At 69.8% G+C, this 20,828-nt stretch carries 19 protein-coding genes and 1 tRNA gene; 14 read left to right on the top strand and 6 right to left on the bottom strand.

Going from position 1 to position 20,828, the window contains the following annotated elements:
* Positions 1-44 precede the first annotated feature (44 nt).
* Complete coding sequence (gene pheA / locus LAJ50_RS11390; RefSeq protein ID WP_138653126.1) at positions 45-1,244, top strand: prephenate dehydratase; 1,200 nt, start codon at positions 45-47, stop codon at positions 1,242-1,244.
* 50 nt (positions 1,245-1,294) lie between these two features.
* Here pheA and LAJ50_RS11385 read toward each other — a convergent pair whose 3' ends face one another.
* Complete coding sequence (locus LAJ50_RS11385; RefSeq protein WP_171044590.1) at positions 1,295-1,552, bottom strand: hypothetical protein; 258 nt, start codon at positions 1,550-1,552, stop codon at positions 1,295-1,297.
* Between the two features lie 83 nt (positions 1,553-1,635).
* Here LAJ50_RS11385 and aroA point away from each other — a divergent pair, with 83 nt between their 5' ends.
* Positions 1,636-2,946, top strand: coding sequence for a 3-phosphoshikimate 1-carboxyvinyltransferase (gene aroA, locus LAJ50_RS11380; protein ID WP_130552542.1), 1,311 nt, complete (start codon positions 1,636-1,638; stop codon positions 2,944-2,946).
* A gap of 132 nt (positions 2,947-3,078) precedes the next feature.
* Positions 3,079-3,708, top strand: coding sequence for a hypothetical protein (locus LAJ50_RS11375; RefSeq protein WP_138653122.1), 630 nt, complete (start codon positions 3,079-3,081; stop codon positions 3,706-3,708).
* 12 nt (positions 3,709-3,720) lie between these two features.
* Here LAJ50_RS11375 and LAJ50_RS11370 read toward each other — a convergent pair whose 3' ends face one another.
* Both LAJ50_RS11370 and LAJ50_RS11365 read right to left on the bottom strand, forming a co-directional pair.
* On the bottom strand, positions 3,721-5,322 hold the full coding sequence (locus LAJ50_RS11370; protein ID WP_138653120.1) for an alkaline phosphatase D family protein: 1,602 nt from the start codon (positions 5,320-5,322) through the stop codon (positions 3,721-3,723).
* A gap of 7 nt (positions 5,323-5,329) precedes the next feature.
* Entirely contained in the window at positions 5,330-8,104 is a 2,775-nt protein-coding gene (locus LAJ50_RS11365; RefSeq protein ID WP_138653118.1) for a TonB-dependent receptor, read from the bottom strand.
* A gap of 376 nt (positions 8,105-8,480) precedes the next feature.
* Between LAJ50_RS11365 and LAJ50_RS11360 the strand changes: the two genes are divergently transcribed.
* From LAJ50_RS11360 to LAJ50_RS11345, 4 genes are read left to right on the top strand one after another with little or no spacing between them, the layout of a single operon-like run.
* The gene (locus tag LAJ50_RS11360) at positions 8,481-9,485 is read left to right on the top strand and encodes an acyl-CoA dehydrogenase family protein (RefSeq protein WP_138653116.1); all 1,005 of its coding nucleotides are present in this window, start codon (positions 8,481-8,483) and stop codon (positions 9,483-9,485) included.
* On the top strand, positions 9,473-10,231 hold the full coding sequence (locus LAJ50_RS11355) for a PIG-L family deacetylase (RefSeq protein ID WP_138653114.1): 759 nt from the start codon (positions 9,473-9,475) through the stop codon (positions 10,229-10,231). The genes LAJ50_RS11360 and LAJ50_RS11355 overlap by 13 nt, the downstream gene beginning before the upstream one ends.
* Positions 10,228-10,830, top strand: a complete 603-nt coding sequence (locus LAJ50_RS11350; protein ID WP_138653112.1) for a class I SAM-dependent methyltransferase — start codon at positions 10,228-10,230, stop codon at positions 10,828-10,830. The genes LAJ50_RS11355 and LAJ50_RS11350 overlap by 4 nt, the downstream gene beginning before the upstream one ends.
* Complete coding sequence (locus LAJ50_RS11345) at positions 10,827-11,549, top strand: glycosyltransferase (protein WP_138653110.1); 723 nt, start codon at positions 10,827-10,829, stop codon at positions 11,547-11,549. Before LAJ50_RS11350 ends, LAJ50_RS11345 begins: the two co-directional genes overlap by 4 nt.
* Before the next feature lie 3 nt (positions 11,550-11,552).
* On the opposite strand, the gene LAJ50_RS11340 is transcribed toward LAJ50_RS11345, so the two are convergent.
* Together LAJ50_RS11340 and LAJ50_RS11335 are read right to left on the bottom strand one after the other, a co-directional pair.
* A complete protein-coding gene (locus tag LAJ50_RS11340) occupies positions 11,553-11,804 on the bottom strand; it encodes a hypothetical protein (RefSeq protein ID WP_138653108.1) in 252 nt (83 codons plus the stop codon).
* A gap of 449 nt (positions 11,805-12,253) precedes the next feature.
* Positions 12,254-12,330 (bottom strand) — tRNA-Pro (locus LAJ50_RS11335).
* Between the two features lie 152 nt (positions 12,331-12,482).
* Between LAJ50_RS11335 and hisS the strand changes: the two genes are divergently transcribed.
* Positions 12,483-13,865, top strand: a complete 1,383-nt coding sequence (hisS, locus tag LAJ50_RS11330; RefSeq protein WP_138653106.1) for a histidine--tRNA ligase — start codon at positions 12,483-12,485, stop codon at positions 13,863-13,865.
* Positions 13,866-14,027: 162 nt separating this feature from the next.
* Here the strand turns inward: hisS and LAJ50_RS11325 are convergent, their stop codons facing one another.
* Positions 14,028-15,305, bottom strand: coding sequence for a hypothetical protein (locus LAJ50_RS11325; protein ID WP_138653104.1), 1,278 nt, complete (start codon positions 15,303-15,305; stop codon positions 14,028-14,030).
* Between the two features lie 153 nt (positions 15,306-15,458).
* On the opposite strand from LAJ50_RS11325, the gene LAJ50_RS11320 reads away from it, so the two are divergent.
* Genes LAJ50_RS11320 through hisH form a run of 6 tightly spaced genes read left to right on the top strand, consistent with a single transcriptional unit; the run spans position 15,459 to position 20,808 of the window.
* Complete coding sequence (locus LAJ50_RS11320; protein WP_130552531.1) at positions 15,459-15,782, top strand: YerC/YecD family TrpR-related protein; 324 nt, start codon at positions 15,459-15,461, stop codon at positions 15,780-15,782.
* An 11-nt stretch (positions 15,783-15,793) separates the two neighbouring features.
* Positions 15,794-16,708, top strand: coding sequence for an ATP phosphoribosyltransferase (gene hisG / locus LAJ50_RS11315; protein ID WP_130552530.1), 915 nt, complete (start codon positions 15,794-15,796; stop codon positions 16,706-16,708).
* Entirely contained in the window at positions 16,705-18,036 is a 1,332-nt protein-coding gene (hisD, locus tag LAJ50_RS11310) for a histidinol dehydrogenase (RefSeq protein ID WP_138653102.1), read from the top strand. Before hisG ends, hisD begins: the two co-directional genes overlap by 4 nt.
* Positions 18,033-19,136, top strand: coding sequence for a histidinol-phosphate transaminase (hisC, locus tag LAJ50_RS11305; protein ID WP_165424191.1), 1,104 nt, complete (start codon positions 18,033-18,035; stop codon positions 19,134-19,136). The genes hisD and hisC overlap by 4 nt, the downstream gene beginning before the upstream one ends.
* Entirely contained in the window at positions 19,133-20,209 is a 1,077-nt protein-coding gene (gene hisB, locus LAJ50_RS11300) for a bifunctional histidinol-phosphatase/imidazoleglycerol-phosphate dehydratase HisB (protein WP_138653100.1), read from the top strand. Before hisC ends, hisB begins: the two co-directional genes overlap by 4 nt.
* Positions 20,206-20,808 carry an imidazole glycerol phosphate synthase subunit HisH gene (gene hisH, locus LAJ50_RS11295; RefSeq protein ID WP_138653098.1) on the top strand — a complete coding sequence of 201 codons (603 nt, stop codon included), beginning with the start codon at positions 20,206-20,208 and terminating at the stop codon, positions 20,806-20,808. Before hisB ends, hisH begins: the two co-directional genes overlap by 4 nt.
* The last annotated feature ends 20 nt before the right edge of the window (positions 20,809-20,828 follow it).

Below are 20,828 nucleotides of genomic sequence, written 5' to 3'. Positions count from 1 at the left end.
GTTGGCAGACAGACCGCCAAATTCCGCTTTACGGATGACCTCGAATGACCAAGAAGACCCCCAAACCCGCAAGCGCGCTCCGCAAGTCGCCGGCCAAGGCGGCCAAGCCCGGCAAGGCGGCCAGGGTGCCCGCCAAGGGCGCCGGCGCCCGGCCGGCCGAGCCCGAGTTCGACCTGGCGCAGGTGCGGGCGCGCATCGACCATATCGACCGCGAGATCCAGGCGCTGATCGCCGAGCGCGCCGGCTATTCGCTGCAGGTCGGCAAGGCCAAGGGCAAGCTCGCCGCCGCGGTGGACTATTACCGCCCCGAGCGCGAGGCGCAGGTGCTGCGCATGGTGGTGGACCGCAACCAGGGCCCGCTGTCCGACGAAGTGCTGGTGCACGTGTTCCGCGAGATCATGTCCTCCAGCCTGGCGCTGCAGGAGCCGCTGAAGATCGGCTACCTGGGCCCGGAAGGCACCTTCAGCCAGCAGGCCGTGCTCAAGCACTTCGGCCGCTCGGCCCTGGGCCTGCCCATGGCCAGCATCGAGGAAGTCTTCCAGGAAGTGGAAAGCGGCAGCGCCGACTTCGGCGTGGTGCCGGTGGAGAATTCCGGACAGGGCACGATCCAGATCACGCTGGACATGTTCCTGACCTCCGACCTGAAGATCTGTGGCGAGGTCGAGCTGCGCGTGCAGCAGTTCCTGATGTCGCGCAGCGGGCGCATCGACGACATCGAGCGCATCTACGCGCACCCGCAGTCGTTCATGCAGACCGCCGGCTGGCTGCGCTCCAACCTGCCCAAGGCCGAGAAGGTGCCGGTGTCGAGCAATGCCGAGGGCGCGCGGCGCGCGCGCAACGCCGATGACGCGGCGGCGATCGGTGGCGAGAGCGCGGTGCACGCCTATGGCCTGAAGAAGGTGGTGATGAGCCCGATCCAGGACGACAAGGACAACACCACGCGCTTCCTGGTGGTGGGCCGCAGGATCTTCCCGCCGTCCGGCCACGATCGCACCTCGGTGCTGGTGTTCATCCACGACAAGCCGGGCGCGCTGTTCGACGTGCTCAGCCCGTTCGCGCGTCACGGCATCAGCATGAACCGCATCGAGTCGCGGCCCAGCCACCACGCCAAGTGGGAGTACGGCTTCTTCATCGACCTGGCCGGGCATGTGGAGGACGAGGCGATGAAGCAGGCGCTGGCCGAGCTGGAGGCGCATTCGGCGCAGATCAAGGTGCTGGGTTCGTATCCGGTGGCGGTGCCTTGATGCCTGGTGCGGCTTGAGGCAAAAGCTTTCGTACCTCTTCGAGGCACGAGTTACTTTTCTTTGCTCGTGCAAAAAAAGTAACCAAAAGAAAACACGCTCGTCCTCGCGCCCTGCGCTGCGCGCAGGGTCCGCGCCACCAGCGGAATTCCCGGACGCGGCATCCTGCCGCGACCGGGAACGACGCACATCCATGTGCGTCGCCCCTGCGGGGTTTGCCCGCTGGTGGCGCCGCTGCGGATGAGGGGGCAAAGCGGGAGCAGCAACAGCAGGAACAACAGCAACAGCAACAGCAGCAACAGCAACAGCAACAGCAGTTTTAGCGGTAGCTGCGGCGAAACGGCAGCACGACCTTGAAGCACAACGCGGCGTGGCCGCTGGACTGGACAAGACGATGACCTCGCAATCCTGGATCGCTCAACCCGGCACGGCGCTGCATGGCGCGCTGGCCATTCCTGGTGACAAGTCGGTCTCGCACCGGGCGGTGATGTTCGCGGCGCTGGCCGATGGCACCTCGCGCGTGGAAGGCTTCCTGGAAGGCGAGGACACGCGCGCCACGGCCGCCATCTTCGAACGCCTCGGCGTGCGCATCGAAACGCCGTCGCCTTCCACGCGCATCGTGCATGGCGTGGGCGTGGACGGGCTGCAGGCGCCGAGCGGCGAACTGGACTGCGGCAATGCGGGCACCGGCATGCGCCTGCTCGCCGGCCTGCTGGCCGCGCAAGCGTTCGACAGCGTGCTGGTCGGCGATGAGTCGCTGTCCAGGCGGCCGATGCGCCGCGTCACCGTGCCGCTGGCGCAGATGGGCGCGCGGATCGAGACGCGCGAGGACGGCACGCCGCCGCTGCGCATCCATGGCGGTCAGGCCCTGCACGGGATCGACTACGCCTCGCCGGTGGCCAGCGCGCAGATCAAGTCCTGCCTGCTGCTGGCGGGCCTGTATGCCGACGGCGACACCACCGTGCACGAGCCGCACCCCACGCGCGACTACACCGAGCGCATGCTCTCGGCCTTCGGCGTGGACATCGATTTCTCGCCGGGCTACGCGCGCCTGCGCGGCGGCCAGCGCCTGCGTGCGACCGATATCGCGGTGCCGGCGGACTTCTCTTCGGCGGCGTTCTTCCTGGTCGCCGCCAGCATCATCCCCGGTTCGGACGTGACGCTGAAGGCGGTGGGCCTCAATCCGCGCCGCACCGGCCTGCTCGAGGCGCTGCGCCTGATGGGCGCGGACATCGAGGTGCGCGACGCACGCGAGCACGGCGGCGAGCCGGTCGCCGACCTGCGCGTGCGCTACGCCGCGCTGCAGGGGGCGCGCATTCCCGAAAGCGTGGTGCCGGACATGATCGACGAGTTCCCGGCGCTGTTCGTGGCCGCCGCCGCGGCACAGGGCCAGACCCTCGTCAGCGGTGCGGCCGAACTGCGCGTCAAGGAATCCGATCGCCTGGCGGCCATGGCCACCGGCCTGCGCACGCTGGGCGTGCGGGTGGATGAGACGCCCGACGGCGCGACCATCCACGGCGGCCCCATCGGCGCGGGCACCATCGAGAGCCATGGCGACCACCGCATCGCCATGGCCTTCTGCATCGCGGGCCAGCTGGCCTCAGGCCCGGTGGTGGTGCGCGACGTGGCCAATGTGGCGACCTCGTTCCCCGGCTTCGACACGCTGGCGGTCGGCGCGGGCTTCGGGCTGGCGCCGGGGGCCTGACCCGGCCGGCCCGGCGAGGGCGCCTATTTTGTGACGCAATCCACAATTTATGGGCGGCGGCCGCATTGTCCATGGCCCCTCGGGCCTGCATGCTGGCGCCCTTGATACAGGGGGAATGCCATGGATGCGTGCATGGGGCTGGGCTGCCAGGCCTGGCCACCGCAGGTCTGGGCGGCGTGGGTGCAGGCGCTGCTGTCGATCGCCGCGATCTTCGGCGTGCTGCTGGTGGTGCGGCGCGAACAGCGCGCGCGGGCGCGCGCCGAACGCGAGGCCGAGCGCCTCAAGGCGCGCAGCCTGGCGCTGCTGGCGGGCGAGGCCTGCGATGAGATCACCGCCGGCCTGACCGCCGCGCTCGGCCTGCGCGCGGTCGGCGCCGAGGCGGCGCTGCTGGGCGCCTCGGGCCGCCAGGCCGCGGCCGTGCCCGAAGCGCTGCGTCGGCTGATCCCCGAGCTGTATCGCCTGGGAGAGAGCGGGGCGCTGCTGCAGGATCTGGTGTTGACGCTGCAGGGCATCGCCTCACTGCAGCGGCGGTTCGACCAGCAGGTCGAACACGACGCCCCGGGCGCGGCGGTGCTGCTGCCGTTCGTGCTGGAGCAGTTCGAACTGGCGCTGATGCTCAGCGAGGAGGCCGGCCTGCGCCTGGCCAACCTGTTCGAGGTCAATCCGCTGCACGCGCGCGACTTCGATGCGCCGGGCGCATCGACGTTCCCGGCGCCGCGCGCGGGTCACGATCGCCGCGCCGATTCCCACCACCCCCGGTGAGCGCCGCGCGGCTCAGGCCGGCTGCAGGCCGGGCTTGCCGTGTTCGATGGCCAGGCGCGCGAAACGTTCCAGCTTCGCGCCCGGCACCATGACCCGGTCCACGGTCTTCAGGTCGCCTACGCAGGTGTCGCGCTCGACCGTGCACAGCACGTAGCCGCGCTTGTCGGTGGTGACCTTCAGGTGCGGGCTGTGGGCCAGCGTGTTGCGCGCCACCTCGTCCACGCCCAGGCCGTCGGAGCCAGAGGTGATGGAGGTGGCCAGGAATTCGCTGGAGATCACGCCGGAGTCGGCGTTGTCCTGCACCAGGTCGCTGGCGTAGTGGCGGTGCGCGTCGCCGCAGACGGTGACCACGTTCCTATGCCCGGCCCGCTCGATGTGGTCCAGCAGGCGGCGACGGCTGGCCAGATAGCCGGACCATTGGTCGTCCGAGGTCACCACCCGACCGTTCTTCTCCAGCGCGTAGTCGCCCAGCGCCACCTGGTGGGCGATCACCTGCCAGCGCGGCGCCGGGTCGGCCAGCCCGTCGAACAGCCAGCGCTCCTGGGCCTGGCCCATCATCGTGCGCTGCGGCGATTCCACCACGGCGCGATCGCTCATGTCGGCCGGCTGCCTGCTGCGGTACTGGCGCGTGTCGAGGAAATGCACGTCCAGCAGCTGGCCCCAGCGCGCGCGCCGGTACAGCTGCAGGTGGCCGTCGCGCGGGAAGGCGCTGCGGCGCAGCGGCATGTTCTCGTAATAGGCCTGGAAGCCCTGCGCGCGCCGCAGCAGGAACAGCTCGCTCGGCGTGCCGTCCTGGTCGTCGACGCCGGCCCAGTCGTTGTCGATCTCGTGATCGTCGAAGGTCACGAACCACGGCGCCGCCGCATGGGCGGCCTGCAGGTCCTGATCGGTCTTGTACTGCGCATAGCGGCGGCGGTAATCGTCCAGCGTGTACAGCTCCGGGCCGACGTGGTTGCGCAAGTTGGTGAAGGGCCGGCCGTTGACCTTGCGGCTGGCGGTGGTATTGGTCGCGCCTTCGTAGATGTAGTCGCCGTAGTGGAAGACGAAGTCCAGCGGCTCGTCGGCGATGTGGCGCCAGGCGGTGTAGTGGCCTTCCTCGTACTGCTGGCAGCCGGCCACGGCGAAGCGTACCCGCGCAGGATCCGCCTCGGCCGCCGGCAGCGTGGCGGTGCGGCCGATCGCGCTGGTGTAACCGGCGAGGTTGAAGCGGTACCAGTAGGGCCGCGCCGGGGCGAGGCCTTCCAGCTCGACGTGCACGGCGTGCCCCAGCTCGGGGTGGGCCAGGGTCGTGCCGCTGCGCAGGATCCTGCGGAAGCCCTCGTCGTCGGCCAGCTCCCAGCCGACCACCATCGGCCGGGTCGGCATGCCGCCGCCGTACTCCAGCGGCGCGGTCGCCAGCCGCGTCCACAGCACCATGCCATCGGGGGTGGGATCGCCCGAGGCCACGCCCACGGTGAAGGGCGTGGTGTCGAACTTCGGCGACTTGAGCAGGTTGCGCAGGGTCAGGCCGGCGGCGTCCTGCTCGGCGGCCAGCACCGAGGCGGTGCCCATCCACGCGCCGAGCGCCGACAGGCCGGAGAGCTGGAGGAAACGGCGACGATCGATACCAGGCATGCGGATCTCACTGATAGATGATGTGGAAGTAGAAGAAGCGGCCGTAGTCGTCGATCTCGGTGCGGTATCTGCCGCCCGGGCCCATGCTGTAGGTGGGTTGGGTATTGAAGAGGTTCTTGGCCTCGTACTTGAACGAGACGTGCTTGGAGACCCGGTGGCTGAAGCCCAGGTTGAAGGTCATGTACGGGTCGTAGTACGAATCCAGCCAGGGCGTGTCGCCGAAATCCACCAGCATCTTCGAGCGGTAATTGCCCGACACGCGCAGCTGCGCGTCGTACCAGGGCATGCGCCAGATCGCCGAGCCGTTGAGCGACCAGTCCGGCTGGTAGAGCAGGCGGTCCAGCGCACGCGGTTGGCCATCGCTGGTGACGTATTCGGTCTTGCCGAACAGCCTGGTCGCGTTGAAGTACAGGTCGAAGCGCTGATCGCCCCAGCGCAGCGCACGGTTGGCCAGTGCGAGTTCGGCACCGTGCAGGGTCGACTCGTCGGTGTTCATCGGCTGGGTCACCTTGTAGGTGACATCGTCGAGCACCTGGTAGGTGGTCAGGGTGTAGATGTCGTCCCTGATCTTCTTGTCGAACAGCGCCAGCGAGACGATGCCGTTGTTGCCGTTGAAGTACAGGTCCCAGGCCAGGTCCAGATTGGTCGACTTGCGCGGATGGAGCTGGGGATTGCCGCGCCGGATCGTGCAGTAGCCGCCGCCGTCCTCGTCCTCGGCGCAGCTGGTGCTGCTGGCCTGGGCGACATTGCCCGGCGTGGGCCGGCCCAGGGTCTGGCTGGCCGAGAAGCGCAGGCGCTGGCGCTCGCCGAGCTTGAACAGCGCGTTCAAGCTCGGCAGCAGGTTGCTGTAGCTGCCCCTGGATTTCCTGAAATCGGCCGTGTAGGTCGTACCGCCGTCATCGCTGTACGGGCTGAAGGCGTCGAACCGCGTGTGGTCGTAGCGCAGGCCGCCCAGCAGCAGCGCCCGGTCCCAGGCGTACTGGGCCGAAACATAGGCGCCAGCGATGTCCTCGACGTACTTGTAGTCGCTGCTGAAGTCCGCGTTGGGGTAGGCCTTGTCGTTGTTGGCCAGCCTGGGCACCAGCGTGTCGGTGAGCTTGGCGTTGTCGATCAATGGGAAGCCCGGCACCGTGCCCACCAGCGTCGCGCCGGGATAGAGGTAGGCGTTGAGCGTGTCCTTGGTGGTGTAGTAGGTGAAGTCCACGTCCTGCCAGATGTTCAGGTGCCGGTATTCGGCCCCGGTGGCCAGGCCGAAGCCGCGCGCCTCGTCGCCGGTGTTGTGGGCGAAGTCCAGCCGCACGTGTTCGATGCGCTCCTGCGCATCGCGCGGCGAGACGTAGGCCTGGGCCGGGTTGAGCTTGTAGGCCGAGCCGAGCAGCAGCTTCGGATCGGACACGGCGATCGCGTTGGGGAAGCCGTGGTCGTCGTTGGCGTAGTCGACGGACAGGCCGGTCGGATAGGCGCGCACGCCCCAGTACACCTGGGTGTTGTCGAAGGTCTCCTGGGTATGGCCGGCGCGCAGGCTCAGGCGCGAGGCCTCGCCGAAGTCCCGCTCCAGGCTGGCGATCGCCCCCGCGTTGGCGCGGTCCCAGCGATCGTGCCGGTTCTTGATGTAGATGCTGTTGATCTGCGAAGTACCGCCGTCGGCCGTCTGGTTCTGCAGGTCGAACTTGGCGTTCGAGTACAGGTCGGTCTTGTTCATCGTCGAGTTTTCGTAGAACCGGTAGCCGTACATCAACAGCGAGGCGCGATAGGGCGCATCGACAGGCTGCCACTCCAGCTTGAGCGAGCCGCCGAAGTTGGTGATGTAGTTGGTGTAGGTGCCGGTGCTGAAGTTGCCCGGCGCGCGCAGGCCGTTCCAGCCGGGCAGGGTGTCTGGCGCGGTGCTGCCGTCGGTCAGGTAGTGGCCGACATCGTCGAAGAAGTAGTTGCTCTCCACCCAGCGCTTGACGCTGTTGCGCGAGCGCTGCTGGTAGCGGCCGACCGCCACGATGCCGAACTGCCCGTCCGCGCCGAACCGGTCGGAGAACACCAGCTTGGCGCTCTTGCCGTAATGTCCGAGCGTCCTGTGGTTGCCGCCGGCGCTGCGCTGGACATCGGTCGAGGCGGTGGAATAGATGCCGGCCGCATCGGCGAAGACATAGCGCCCGGCGCGGTCGAAGGCGCTGCGGCTGACGATGTCGATGATGCCGCCTATCGCATCGGGCGCCTGCTGCGCGCCGAAGGTCTTGTAGATGTCCGTGCGCGTGCCGATGTCGCTGGGGATCAGCTGCAGGTTGTTCATGCGCTCGCCCGAGCCGCTGTTGCCGACGCTGGCGATGGCGATGCCGTCCAGGCTGGTGAAGTTGAGGTTGGGCTGGATGCCGCGGATGGTGACGAAGCGCGGCTCGCCGGCGTCCTCCACCGCGCTGATGCCGGGCGCGGCCATCAGGCTCTCGGCCAGGGTCTCGTCGCCATAGCTGTCCATCTCGTCGTAGATCACCGAATCCTTGACCACCGCCGCGCGCTTCTTCTGCTCGATCACCTCGTGCGCGGCGATCGCCTTGACCGTCTGCAGCGTGCTGGGCGTCCTGTCCGGCGCGGGCGCGGAAGCCGCCGCTGCGGCGTCCGTGCCGGCCGTCGCCGGTGCGATGTCCCCGGCCGTGCGGTTCGTCCCGGAGGCCGGCGGCGGGCTGTCCACCGCCAGCGCGGTGAAGGGCGCGACGAGCGCGGTGCAGAAGACGGAGCTGCCCAGCGCATGGCGCAGGCGCGCGCTCAGGCCGGCAGGCGCGGTATCGATCATCGAGGAGCGTTCCCGTTGTGCAAAGCCCGACAGGGTGCGTAGCGTCCATTGCGCGTTCGTGACCGCCGCCGTGTTGGCGCGGCGAGGAATGAACTGCGTCACATCCGGAGCCTCGTTCCCGCCTGCATGCGTGCGGCCGTACTCGTCGCATTTGGCGCTGGCGCCAGGGCGCGGTCGTGCGGATCGCGATGAGTACGTCGTCAAGGTGAAGCCAAGGGACGTCAGCGAAAGCGGACAGAAGTAACGCTTCGCGGCGGATGAACCTGGGTCGATATCACGCCGCACCTAGGTCCGGCATGGAAAGCGTTAGTTCCGCGTGCGGCGGGTGACCCGCGAATCACACGCGATATACAGACAGCCTCCTAGCTTCGGATTCATGTCATCTGCGAACACTTCCCGCGCGACGGCGTTGCATGTCGCGTCCGTCGACACGCATGGACCGGACTGGCTCGCATCGCGCGTCCGGCGCGAGCTCCGCGAAACACCAGACCTGCCCAGGCCGGGCGGCGGGCAGACGCTGGAGCGTTGGCGTGCGCTCGCCAGGCTCGGCGCCGAGAGCCTGCCGCTGGTCAAGGTGCTGGAGGCGCACTACGACGCCCTGGCGATCCTTGCCGAAGCTGGCGAGCCGCCCCCGCCGAGGGACACGCTCTGGGCTGTGTGGGCGGCGGGCGGGCCGACCGAGACGCTTCGCCATGACCCGGACAAGGGCCGCGTCAGCGGGATCAAACCCTGGTGCAGCGCTCCGCCATCGCTGATCACCCATGCCCTGGTGACCGTCGCCCACGGTGACCGTCGCCCCCTGGCCGCCGTCACGCTGTCGCCCGGTGCGTTCCAGCTGGATGCCAGCCGTTGGCAGGGTCCGGGCATGGTCGGGATCCCAACCGGGGAGGGGCATTTCTCCGGCGCGCCGGCGCGCCTGGTCGACACCCCGGACTTCTATCTGGAGCGGCCCGGCTTCTGGCACGGCGGGGCGGGGATCGCGGCGTGCTGGTTCGGCGCGGCGGTCGCGATCGCCGGGCGTGTGCGCGCGTCGGCCGGCGTGTCGAAGAACCCGTTCTGCGCCGCGCACCTCGGGGCGATCGACGAACAGCTCACCGCGGCGCAGCTGATGCTGCGCGATCTCGCGCGCCAGATCGATCACCGTCCGCAGGAGTCGCATCGGCATGCGGTCACCCGCCTGCGCTGCTTCGTGGACCGGGTCTGCCGCGATGTCATGGAGCGCGCGGCGCTGGCCCTCGGGCCGGCCTCGCTGTGCACCGATGGCGAGCACGCCCAGCGCTGCGCCGACCTGCAGGCCTTCATCCGGCAATGTCACGGGCAGCGCGACGAGCAGTGGCTCGGGGAGGCGTTGCACCAGGCGGAGGGCGCATGGGCGCTCTGAGCACCGTGCAGATCGAAGGGCAGGGCCTGAGCGAACGCCAGTGGGCGACCTCGCCGGCGCTGGCGGCGTTGCCGTCCATCACGCCGGAGGCGCTGTTCCGGGGGGCCGCGCGGCTTGTCGTCGTCGCCCCGCACCCGGACGACGAAGTGCTGGGCTGCGGCGGGGCCATGGCCCTGGCCCGCCGCCGTGGCATGCAGGTGGTGGTGGTCTCGGTGACCGATGGCGAAGCCGCCTATCCCGGCGAGCCGGCCTGGACCCCGGAACGGTTGTCGCGGGTGCGCCAGCGCGAACTGATCGAGGCCCTGGGCCGGCTGGACGTCGCGCCGACCAGCGTGGTCCGCCTGCACGTCGGCGACGGCAAGGTCAGGGCTGGCGTGCCGCTGATCGCGGCGCGGCTTTCGGACCTGCTTTCATCCACCGACCTCGTCCTGGTCACCTATGCGCGCGACGGCCATCCCGACCACGAGGCCTGCGCGGAGGCGGCGGTGCAGGCCTGCGCGGCGCGCGGCGTCCGGCTCCTCCAGTACCCGGTATGGGCCTGGCATTGGGACGGGCCTGAGCACAGTGGCTTTCTCCGCGATGCGATGCGCATGGACCTTCCCTCCGATGTGCTCCAGGCCAAGCGCGAGGCGATCGCGGCGTTCAAGTCCCAGACCGGGGCGGTGAGCCCGCCGGTCTCGGCTCCCATCCTCCCGCACTGGGCGCTGGCCCGGTTCCAGCGTCCCTTCGAGGTCTTCGTCCCATGAACGCACAGGCACGCGCGAACTACTTCGACAGCATCTACCAGCACCTGGATCCCTTCGGCTACAGGACACGCTGGTACGAGGCGCGCAAGCGCGAGATCCTGATGGCCACGTTGCCGCGGGCGCGGTTCGCGCGCGGCTGGGAACTCGGTTGCTCCAACGGCGAGACGACCTTCTGCCTGGCCCAGCGCTGCGAGCAGCTGCTCGCCACGGACATGGCGGCCGAGGCCGTCGAACAGGCCAGGCGACGCGTCGCCGGATGCGACAACGTGGAAGTGGTCCAGGCCTGCCATCCCCGCGACTGCCCGCGCGGCAGCTTCGACCTGATCGTCGTGAGCGAGGTCGGCTACTACCTGCAGCCGGACGAGCTGAAGGATCTCGTCGAACAGACCCAGGACGCGCTGACCCCGGATGGCCTGCTGGTGGCCTGCCACTGGCGCCATCCGTTCGAACAGGCCTGCCAGGACGGGGTGGAAGTGCACCGCTGCATCGGCCAGCTGCTGTCCCTGCCGCTGGCCTATCGCTATGAGGACAGCGATTTCCTGCTCGAGGCCTGGGCCCGTCGTCCACTGTCGGTGGCCCAGCAGGAAGGGCTGCGATGATCGCGGTCCTGATCCCGGCGCACAACGAGGCCGAGGTGATCGGACGCTGCCTGGCGTCGGTCCGCCGCGCGGCGGATCACCCTGGGCTCGATGAGCCGGTCACCGTGATCGTGGCGCTGGATCGATGCACCGACGCCACCGCGCAGATCGCGCGGTCCTTCGGCGCGTGCGTGGTCGATGTGCCGACGCCCGGCGGCGTCGGGCTGGCGCGCGCGACCGCCGCGGCGCGCGCCATCGAGCTTGGCGCCGACTGGCTTGCCATCACCGATGCCGACTCCGAGGTGCCCAGTGACTGGCTGTTCCAGCAGCGCGCGCTCGACGCCGACGCCTTCTGCGGGGTCGTCGAGGTCGGCGACTGGCTGGACTACGCCCCCGGCACCGCCTGCGCCTTCGAGGCTTCCGAGCCGGTGGGCGTGGACCACGGCCGCATCCACGGCGCCAACATGGGTGTGAGCGCCGCCTGCTACCTGCGCTGCGGCGGCTTTCCCGACGTCGCCTGTAGCGAGGACGTCGCCCTGGTCAGGGCGCTGCAGTCCTGCGACGCGCGCATCGCCTGGTCGCCGTATCCGGTGGTGCGCACCAGCGCCCGGCGCCAGGCCAAGGCGAGCGGCGGCTTCTCGCACTTCCTGCAGCAGCTGGAGCGCTCCCTGCTGCAGGGCCAGCCGACCACGTCGGCGCTGGTATGTCCCGTGCCCAACGCGATCGAATCCCAAAGCTAGGCCTCACGCGGCGTACGGCAGGCACCGCAGGCCGTGACGCGCCAGCAGCGCACCGGCACGCGTCTGCCAGCCCGGCGGGCCGGATACGTCGGCGATGACCAGGCCGCCGTCGTCATCCGACGTCGCGCGGATGCCACGGGCAAGCAGTTCGATGCCCGCGCCGTCGATCTCCAGCTCGGTCAACGCCGTGATGACCCGCATGACCAATGAATCGCGGGTGGGCAGCCCCAGACTGCGAAACACGAAGGTCGTCATGCATTGCTCCTGCAGGGATTCCGGAACCTGGCGTCGCATCGTCCATGGCGTCAGGCGCGCACGGGGCGGCCTGGCGAGATGCGAACGGGGCAGCGGAAAAGATCGACCAGCCTGCGCGCTCCGGGTCGCAGCGCTTGAGACGGTGGGGCTGGGCGCTCCGGGACCCGCATCGATGCGCGCGCCGTCGTCGCTTCGGCTTGCGTCGGCGATATGGCGAAGCCGGCGTGAGGCGCGTCGCCGACGCCCTTCCCAAGCCTGGACTCCCGGACGCTTCCGCTGCCCAGCCGGTCGACGGTGGGCCTCGCCGCAGACGCGATGGGACAGGCCCGGGTAGCGACGGCGGCGGCAGGCAAGCCGCTGCTCGGCGGCCGAAAACCGCGCCAGCGTCGGCGACAGGCACAAAAAAGCCCGGAAAACGCGTGTTTTCCAGGCTTTCTGCGACCTTTGACTGGTCGGGGAGACAGGATTCGAACCTGCGACCTCTACGTCCCGAACGTAGCGCTCTACCAGACTGAGCTACACCCCGAAGGAGCCGCGCATTCTAGGCAAAGGCGGGCGGGTCGGCAAGGGGGGAAGTGCACCGATCCGCATCGACGGCGTCCCGCGCGTGGCCGGCGCTGCCGCAGGCCGCGCCGGCGCATAGAATATGCGGCCCCACGTTCCGCCGGAGTCACCCGCTTGATCAAGCCGCGCACGCCGCCTGGCGTCATGGAGCTGCTGCCCCGTGACCAGATCGCCTTCCAGCGCATGCTGGACACGATCCGCCGCAACTACGAGCGCTTCGGCTTCCTGCCGGTGGAGACGCCGGTGTTCGAGCTGTCCGAGGTGCTGCTGACCAAGTCCGGCGGCGAGACCGAGCGGCAGGTGTATTTCGCCCAGTCCACCGGCGCGCTGGCCCAGGCCAACGAGGGCCTGCCCGAGCTGGCGCTGCGCTTCGACCTGACCGTGCCGCTGGCGCGCTATGTGGCCGAGCACGAGCACGAGCTGGCCTTTCCGTTCCGTCGCTACCAGATGCAGCGCGTCTACCGCGGCGAGCGCGCCCAGCGCGGCCGGTTCCGCGAGTTCTACCAGTGCGACATCGACGTCATCGGCAAGGACGAGCTGAGCATCCGCTTCGATGCCGAGGTGTTGGCGGTGATCCACGCGGTCTTCTCCGAGCTGCAGATCGGCGCGTTCACCGTGCAGCTCAACAACCGCAAGCTGATGCGCGGCTTCTTCGAGAACCTGGGCGTGGCCGACGGCCAGGCGCAGATGCTGGTGCTGCGCGAGGTCGACAAGCTGGACAAGCGTGGCGCCGACTACGTGCGCGAGACGCTGACCGGCGAAGGCTTCGGCCTGTCGAGTGAGGTGGTCGAACAGATCCTGGCCTTCGTCGCCGTGCGCTCCACCGGCCACGACGATGCGCTGGCGCAGCTGGACCGCCTGGGGCAGGGCAGCGCGGTGTTCAACGCGGGCATCGCCGAGCTGCGCGAGGTGCTGAGCCTGGTCAAGGCGCTCGGCGTGCCCGAAAGCGCGTACTGCCTGAACTTCTCCATCGCCCGCGGCCTGGACTACTACACCGGGACGGTCTACGAGACCCAGCTGGATGCGTATCCGCAGATCGGCTCGATCTGCTCGGGCGGCCGCTACGAGAACCTGGCCAGCCATTACAGCAAGTCCAAGCTGCCCGGCGTGGGCATCTCGATCGGGCTGACGCGCCTGTTCTGGCAGCTGCGCGAGGCCGGCCTGATCCAGGAAGCCGACGTCAGCAGCGTGCAGGCGCTGGTGGCGCTGATGGACGAGGCGCAGCTGCCCGATTCGCTGGACATCGCCCAGCGCCTGCGCGCCGGCGGCATCAACACCGAAGTGCAGATGGAGCCGAAGAAACTCGGCAAGCAGTTCCAGTACGCCTCGCGCGCCGGCATCCGCTTCGTCGCCCTGGCCGGCGAGGACGAACTGGCCCGCGGCGTGGTCACCGTGAAGGATCTCGTGCGCGAGCTGCAGTTCGAGGTGCCGCGCGAGGAACTGGCCACCACGCTGCGCGTGGAACTGGCGCAGGTGAGCGCGCTGGCGGGGCGATGATCGCGACCCCGGTGACCGGGCCGGCGCGTGTTGCTGCCGGCTTGGGCTGAAGCGGAAGCAAGAGAAGGGCGCCATCGGCGCCCTTTTTCTTTGGCGAGTTCTTTGGCGAGGAGCGCTCGGTGGGAGCCGCCATGGTGGCTCCCGCAAGCGCATCGTGCGCGATCAGTGCTTCGCCCCCGCCGGCGGCATCAGCCCATGGCGGCGCAGCATCTCGATCAGGGCGATGCGGTTCTCAGGCATGCCGCGCCAGGAGCCTCTGGTCTGATCGATGACCTTGCCGTCGCGTACGACGACGTAGTTGGGCATGGACCAGGTGGGGAACATCGGCCAGTCCTGGCGCCGGGTCAGCAGGTGCATCGGCATCCCGGGGAACCTGTCGTTCCAGTCTCTCCAGTTCGCGATGTCCTCCCGCCCGGGCGGTTCGCCCAGCCACCGCGCCTGGGTGGCGAAGACGGGTTTCAGCTCGGCGTCGTTGCCGATGTCCTCGGCCGCATCGATGGAGAAGTGGCAGCCTGCCATGACGAACAGGTGCGTGCCGGAAAGGTCCGCCGACTGCGCCTCCATCGAGGTTCCATCGGGAGACAGGCGCCACCATTTCGGTCCTGCGGGCAGGCGCTCCGGCGCGGTCGTGACGAGGGGAATCGCGTCGAAGCGGACCGATGGATACCGGCTGGCCAGGGCACGGGCCCGCTCCAGTTGGGCGGTCGCCATCAGACTTTGCTGGGCCACCTTGGCCAGTGGGGTGATGTCCAGGCCCCGCTGTCGCAGCACCGGTAAGAGCACCAGCAGGTCGTCCGTCTCGGGCTGCGCACTTGTGAAACGGACCGCCGATGCCGTCGCCCGTGCGAGCAGCAGCAGGTCGGGATCTGAAAGCCCGTCGGCCCGTGCAAAAAGCGCCGACGGGAAGTGCTTTCGATAGGACGCACTGACGTTGCGCTGGTACTGGAATTCATCCGCATCGTAGGTCGCCGCGTCGTCCGCGAGCGAAGCCTGGTAGCGGTGGTCCATGTCGCTTGTCTTGGTCGCGCTACCTTTCCAGCGCGCCGGGATCTGGTGGTAGTCGAGCATGCCGGCCCAGGCTTCCCGGCCGAACAGTTCCAGCAGTTGCTCGGCCTGTGATCTGTCGAGCTGCCAACGCAGTTCATCGAAGGGAATGCTGCCGAGTCCATCGCTCGAGAACTCCAGGCCGGCAAGGACGCGTTCGCGCCCGCCGGCCGAGAAGGCGTCGAACGGCGTCGGCTTGCCCGCATTGGCCTTGAGCCAGGCATCGAGTTCGGCGCGGGAGCGCAGCGGAGGTCGCGGAACGGTATGACCGGCCGCGGCTTGGGATGATGAGTCGGAGGCATCCGGTGAATCGGCAAGGCCGGGTGTGACGCCAGAGCTGAACAGGGCGATGCCCAGCATGCCCGCCAGAACGGAGCGGCAGAAAGTGCGCGACACGACGATTCCTTTTCGTGGGTGGTCCGGACCCTGCGGGTTCCTGGCCGGATCCTAGCAATGTCCGCCTTGCGGTTCATCCGGTGCCTCGGAGACGGTTGCCGCGAGATGCCGCGTCGTGCTAATGTGATAGCGCGTTAATACGTTGAGACAGCCATGAAGCGCCGCACCGAGACCGACGAGAAGACCACCAGCCTGGCCCAGCAGTCGCTGGCGCGCGCGCTGGCGGGCCTGACCAAGCCGGAGGAAGTGCGCGCGTTCCTGGTCGATCTGTGCACGCCCGCCGAGCTGGAAGCCATGGCCGATCGCTGGCGCGTGGTGCCGCTGCTGCTCAAGGGCGTGCCCTACCGCGAGATCCACGAGCTGACCGAGGTCAGCGTCACCACCATCGGGCGCGTGGCGCGCACGCTGGAAACCGGCACCGGCGGCTATGCCGCCGCCCTGCGCCGCCAGCAGTCGCGCACCATCGCCTCTCACTGAAGTTCTCTGCCATGCCTCCCATCGTTGCCAACGCGACGCGCGACCGTCTGCGCATCGCCATCCAGAAATCCGGCCGCCTGGCCGACCCGGCGCGCAGCCTGCTGGCCGCCTGCGGCCTGAGCTGGCGCGAGAGCCGCGACAAGCTGTTCTGCTACGGCGAATCCCTGCCCGTGGACCTGCTGCTGGTGCGCGATGACGACATCCCCGGCCTGATCGCCGATGGGGTATGCGACTACGGCATCGTCGGCCGCAACGAGCTGGACGAGCAGGCCAATGCGCGCCTGGAGATCGGCCTGTCGCCCGCGTATCGCGAGGTGCGTCCGCTGGGCTTCGGCGGCTGCCGGCTGATGCTGGCCATCCCCGAGAGCTGGGAGTGGCAGGGCGCGCAGCAGCTGCAGGGCCTGCGCATCGCCACCAGCTATCCGGCGATCCTGCGCCAGTGGCTGTCCGCGCGCGGCGTTGAGGCCGCGGTGGTCGAACTGTCCGGCTCGGTCGAGATCGCGCCCAAGCTCGATACCGCCGACCTGATCTGCGACCTGGTCTCCAGCGGCGCGACGCTGAAGGCCAACCAGCTCAAGCCGGTGGAGACCCTGCTGGAGAGCGAGGCCGTGCTGGCCGGGCCGGTGCGCGGCTTCAACGATGCGCGCGCCGACCTGTCGGCGATGCTGCTGCGGCGCATGGACGGCGTGCTCAAGCTCAAGGACAGCAAGCTGCTGATGTTCCGCGCCGCGCCCGACACCGTGCCCGCGCTGAGCCGCCTGCTGGCCGATGCCGAGCCGCTGGTGCAGCTGCCCGGCGACCACGCCGAAGGCATCTCGCTGCAGACCATGTGCCACACGGCCATCAGCTGGCAGCAGCTGGAGGAACTCGAACGCGCCGGCGCGCGCGGCCTGATGGTGCTGTCGGTGGAGCGCTCGCTGGCATGAACGCGAACCTTCGCCCCGCATCCCCCAACGCACAGCGCATCGTCTGGGACGCGCTGGATGCCCAGGCCCGGGCGCAGACCCTGGAGCGCCCGGCGCAGACCGTGGCCGAGCAGACCCGCCGCACCGTCGCCGCGCTGATCGACGAGGTGCGCAGCGGCGGGCTCGAAGCGCTGCGTGCGATCACCCAGCGCTTCGACGGCGCCGCGCCGGCCTCCTTCGAGGTCGGCGAGGACCAGTTCGCCGCTGCCGAAGCGGCCATCGACCCGGCGCTGAAGCAGGCCATGGTCGAAGCCGCCGCGCGCATCACCGCCTTCCACAAGGCCGGCATGGCGCAGCCGTATGCGGTGGAGACCGCGCCGGGCGTGGTCTGCGAACGCGTGATCCGCCCGATCGGCCGGGTCGGCCTGTATGTGCCGGCCGGCAGCGCGCCGCTGCCCTCGACGGCGCTGATGCTCGGCGTGCCCGCCCAGCTGGCCGGCTGCCGCGAGGTGGTGCTGTGCACGCCGCCGCGCAAGGACGGCACCGCCGATCCGGCCGTGCTGGTCGCCGCGCGCCTGACCGGCGTGAACCGGGTGTTCGTGCTCGGCGGCGCCCAGGCCATCGCCGCGATGGCCTACGGCGCCGGGCCGGTGCCGGCCTGCGACAAGCTGTTCGGCCCGGGCAATAGCTACGTCACCGAGGCCAAGCAACAGGTCGCGCAGCGCGGTGCGGCCGCCATCGACATGCCGGCCGGCCCGTCGGAGGTGCTGGTGATCGCCGATGCCGGCGCCAATGCCGACTTCGTCGCCGCCGACCTGCTGTCGCAGGCCGAGCACGGCCCGGATTCGCAGGTGCTGCTGCTGTCCGACGACGCCGGCCTGCTGGATCGCGTCGAGGCCGCGCTGGCCACGCAGCTGGCCGCGCTGCCGCGGGCGGACATCGCGCGCCGCGCGCTGTCGGCCTCGCGCCTGGTGCAGGTACGGACCCTGGAGGAGGCCTTCGCCATCAGCAACCGCTATGCGCCCGAGCACCTGATCCTGGCCCTGCGCGAACCGCGCGTGTGGCTGCCCAGGGTCGAGGCGGCCGGTTCGGTGTTCCTGGGCGACTACACGCCCGAGGCGCTGGGCGACTACTGCAGCGGCACCAACCACGTGCTGCCCACCAGCGGCGCGGCGCGCGCCTACAGCGGCGTGTCGGTCGCCAGCTTCCAGAACTTCGTCAGCGTGCAGTCGGCCAGTGCCGCCGGCATCCTGGCGATCGGGCCCTCCGCGGTGACCCTTGCCGAGGCCGAGAGCCTGGAGGCGCACGCCAACGCCGTGCGCCTGCGCCTGGCGGAGGCGGCCCGATGAGCGCGCCCGATCCGATGCCCCGCGATCCGCTCGACCTGGTCCGCCCGGACCTGCGCGGATTCGGCGGCTACAAGTCCGCCCGCACCGAAGCCCTGCGCGGCGATGTCTGGCTCAACGCCAACGAGAGCGCCTGGAGCAATCCGGCCGACGCCAGCGCGACCTCGCGCCGCTACCCCGATCCACAGCCGGCCGCGCTGAAGTCCGCGCTGTCCGGCCTGTACGGCTGCGCGCCGGAGGACCTGCTGATCGGCCGCGGCAGCGACGAGGCCATCGATCTGCTGGTGCGCACGCTGTGCGTGGCCGGGCGCGATGCGGTGGTCGTCACCCCGCCGGTGTTCGGCATGTACGCGGTCAGCGCGCGCCTGCAGGATGCGCGGCTGATCGAGGCGCCGCTGGTCGACGGGCCGGACGGCTTCGCGCCGGATTTCGACGCGATCGCACACGCGGTGCTGGAGCAGGGCGCCAAGCTCGTGTTCCTGTGCTCGCCGGCCAACCCGACCGGCGCGTCGATCCCGCTGGCCCAGATCGAGGCGCTGCTGCAGCGCCTGCAGGGCCGCGCCCTGGTGGTGGTCGATGAGGCCTACGGCGAATTCTCGGAAGTGCCCTCGGCGCTGACGCTGCGCGCGCGCTATCCGGAAGTGGCCGTGCTGCGCACGCTGTCCAAGGCCCACGCCCTGGCCGCCGCGCGCGTGGGCGTGGTGATCGCCGATGCGCGCCTGGTGGCCGTGCTGCGCGCCTGCCAGGCGCCGTATCCGGTGCCCACGCCGTGCGCGGAGCTGGCCGTGGCCGGGCTGTCGCCGGCCGCCCTGGCGGCCACGCGCGCGCGCATCGCCACGGTGATCGAGGAGCGCGCGCGGCTGGCCGCGGCCCTGTCGGTCCTGCCCGGGGTGCGACGCGTGTACGCCTCGGACGCCAACTTCCTGCTGGTGCGCTTCGACGATGCCGAAGGCGCGTTTGGCGCGCTGCTGGCTGCCGGCATCGTGGTGCGCGACCAGCGCGCCGCGCCGCAGCTGGGTGATGCGCTGCGCATCACCATCGGCGCGCCCGAGCAGAACGCCCGCGTGCTGGCCGCGCTCAATGCGCAGGCGGTGGCCGCATGAGCCAGAAGATCCTGTTCGTCGACCGCGACGGCACCCTGATCGAGGAGCCGGACGACTTCCAGATCGACGCCTACGAGAAGCTGCGCTTCGTCAAGGGCGTGATCCCGGCGCTGCTGAAGCTGCGCGATGCCGGCTTCCAGTTCGTCATCGTCACCAACCAGGACGGGCTGGGCAGCGAAGCCTATCCGCGCGAACGTTTCGACGGGCCCAACGACCTGATGCTGCAGATCTTCGAAAGCCAGGGCATCACCTTCCGCGAGGTGTTGGTGGACTGCAGCTGGCCGGCCGACAACGCGCCCACGCGCAAGCCGGGCCTGGGCCTGGTGATGCACTACCTGCGCGACCGCGGCATCGACCTGGACGGCTCGGCCATGGTCGGTGATCGCGAGACCGACATCCGCTTCGCCGAGAACCTGGGCATCCATGGCTTCCAGCTCAAGACTGCGCAGTTCGGCGGGGAGTGGGACTGGGCCGGCATCGCCCATGCGCTGGCCGACAAGCCGCGCACGGCGCGGGTGCGGCGCAAGACCAAGGAGACCGACATCCTGGTCGAACTGGACCTGGACAAGGTGGCCGAGCCCAAGATCCACACCGGCCTGTCGTTCTTCGACCACATGCTCGAACAGATCGGCAAGCACGGCGGCTTCGCGCTGCAGATCCAGACCACCGGCGATCTGCACATCGACGAGCACCACACCATCGAGGACACCGCGCTGGCGCTGGGCGAGGCCCTGAAGCAGGCGCTGGGCGATAAGCGCGGCATCGGCCGCTACGGCTTCACCCTGCCCATGGACGAGTGCCTGGTCAGCGCGGCGCTGGACTTCTCCGGGCGGCCGTACCTGGTGTTCGACGGTGCGTTCAAGCGCGAGCGCGTGGGCGACATGCCGACCGAGCTGGTGCCGCATTTCTTCCGCTCGCTGTGCGATGCGGCCGGGCTCAATCTCAACCTGCAGGTGCGCGGCGACAACGACCACCACCAGGTCGAGGGCTGCTTCAAGGCGCTGGCGCGCGCGCTGCGCCAGGCGATCCGGCGCGAAGGCTCCGAGCTGCCCTCGACCAAGGGGGCGCTGTGACCGCGCTGGCCCTGATCGACGCCGGCGGCGCCAACATCGGCTCGGTGTGCTATGCGCTGGGCCGGCTGGGCGTGGAGGCGCAGCTGACCACCGATGCGCAGGTGATCCGCGGCGCGCAGCGGGTGATCCTGCCCGGCGTCGGCGCGGCGGCGCAGGTGATGGCGCGGCTGCGCGAACTGGACCTGATCGACACCCTCCGCTCGCTGGAGGCGCCGCTGCTGGGCGTGTGCGTGGGCATGCAGGTGCTGTTCGAACATTCCGAAGAGGACGACACCCCGTGCCTGGGCCTGCTGGCCGGCCGCGTCGGCAAGCTGCCCGTGGCCGCCGGCATCCGCGTGCCGCACATGGGCTGGAACACGCTCACCCAGACGCGCGCGGCCTCGCTGACCGCCGGCATCAGCGCGCAGGACCAGGCCTACTTCGTGCACAGCTACGCCGCGCCGGTCGGCGAGGACTGCCTGAGCACGACCACGCACGGCCAGGCCTTCGCGGCGGTGGTGCAGCGCGGCCGCGTGGCCGGCGCGCAGTTCCACCCCGAGCGCTCGGCCGCCACCGGCGCGCGCCTGCTGCGCAACTTCATCGAATACGGCCTGGCCTGATGCCTGCGCCCGCACCTTCG

It is taken from the genome of Pseudoxanthomonas sp. X-1 (genome assembly GCF_020042665.1).
GTDB lineage: Bacteria > Pseudomonadota > Gammaproteobacteria > Xanthomonadales > Xanthomonadaceae > Pseudoxanthomonas_A > Pseudoxanthomonas_A spadix_A.
Note: the sequence above shows the minus strand (reverse complement) of the source record. Positions and strands in the feature narration are given on the sequence as shown.

What these genes read in the sequence shown, in the direction of transcription:
- LAJ50_RS11360 (WP_138653116.1), top strand. Translation starts at nt 8,481, where the DNA reads ATGTCATCTGCGAACACTTCCCGCGCGACGGCGTTGCATGTCGCGTCC.
- hisC (WP_165424191.1), top strand. Translation starts at nt 18,033, where the DNA reads ATGAGCGCGCCCGATCCGATGCCCCGCGATCCGCTCGACCTGGTCCGC.
- hisB (WP_138653100.1), top strand. Translation starts at nt 19,133, where the DNA reads ATGAGCCAGAAGATCCTGTTCGTCGACCGCGACGGCACCCTGATCGAG.
- LAJ50_RS11365 (WP_138653118.1), bottom strand. Translation starts at nt 8,104, where the DNA reads ATGATCGATACCGCGCCTGCCGGCCTGAGCGCGCGCCTGCGCCATGCG.
- pheA (WP_138653126.1), top strand. Translation starts at nt 45, where the DNA reads ATGACCAAGAAGACCCCCAAACCCGCAAGCGCGCTCCGCAAGTCGCCG.
- aroA (WP_130552542.1), top strand. Translation starts at nt 1,636, where the DNA reads ATGACCTCGCAATCCTGGATCGCTCAACCCGGCACGGCGCTGCATGGC.
- hisD (WP_138653102.1), top strand. Translation starts at nt 16,705, where the DNA reads ATGAACGCGAACCTTCGCCCCGCATCCCCCAACGCACAGCGCATCGTC.
- LAJ50_RS11320 (WP_130552531.1), top strand. Translation starts at nt 15,459, where the DNA reads ATGAAGCGCCGCACCGAGACCGACGAGAAGACCACCAGCCTGGCCCAG.
- LAJ50_RS11350 (WP_138653112.1), top strand. Translation starts at nt 10,228, where the DNA reads ATGAACGCACAGGCACGCGCGAACTACTTCGACAGCATCTACCAGCAC.
- LAJ50_RS11355 (WP_138653114.1), top strand. Translation starts at nt 9,473, where the DNA reads ATGGGCGCTCTGAGCACCGTGCAGATCGAAGGGCAGGGCCTGAGCGAA.
- LAJ50_RS11375 (WP_138653122.1), top strand. Translation starts at nt 3,079, where the DNA reads ATGGGGCTGGGCTGCCAGGCCTGGCCACCGCAGGTCTGGGCGGCGTGG.
- LAJ50_RS11370 (WP_138653120.1), bottom strand. Translation starts at nt 5,322, where the DNA reads ATGCCTGGTATCGATCGTCGCCGTTTCCTCCAGCTCTCCGGCCTGTCG.
- LAJ50_RS11340 (WP_138653108.1), bottom strand. Translation starts at nt 11,804, where the DNA reads ATGACGACCTTCGTGTTTCGCAGTCTGGGGCTGCCCACCCGCGATTCA.
- LAJ50_RS11345 (WP_138653110.1), top strand. Translation starts at nt 10,827, where the DNA reads ATGATCGCGGTCCTGATCCCGGCGCACAACGAGGCCGAGGTGATCGGA.
- hisG (WP_130552530.1), top strand. Translation starts at nt 15,794, where the DNA reads ATGCCTCCCATCGTTGCCAACGCGACGCGCGACCGTCTGCGCATCGCC.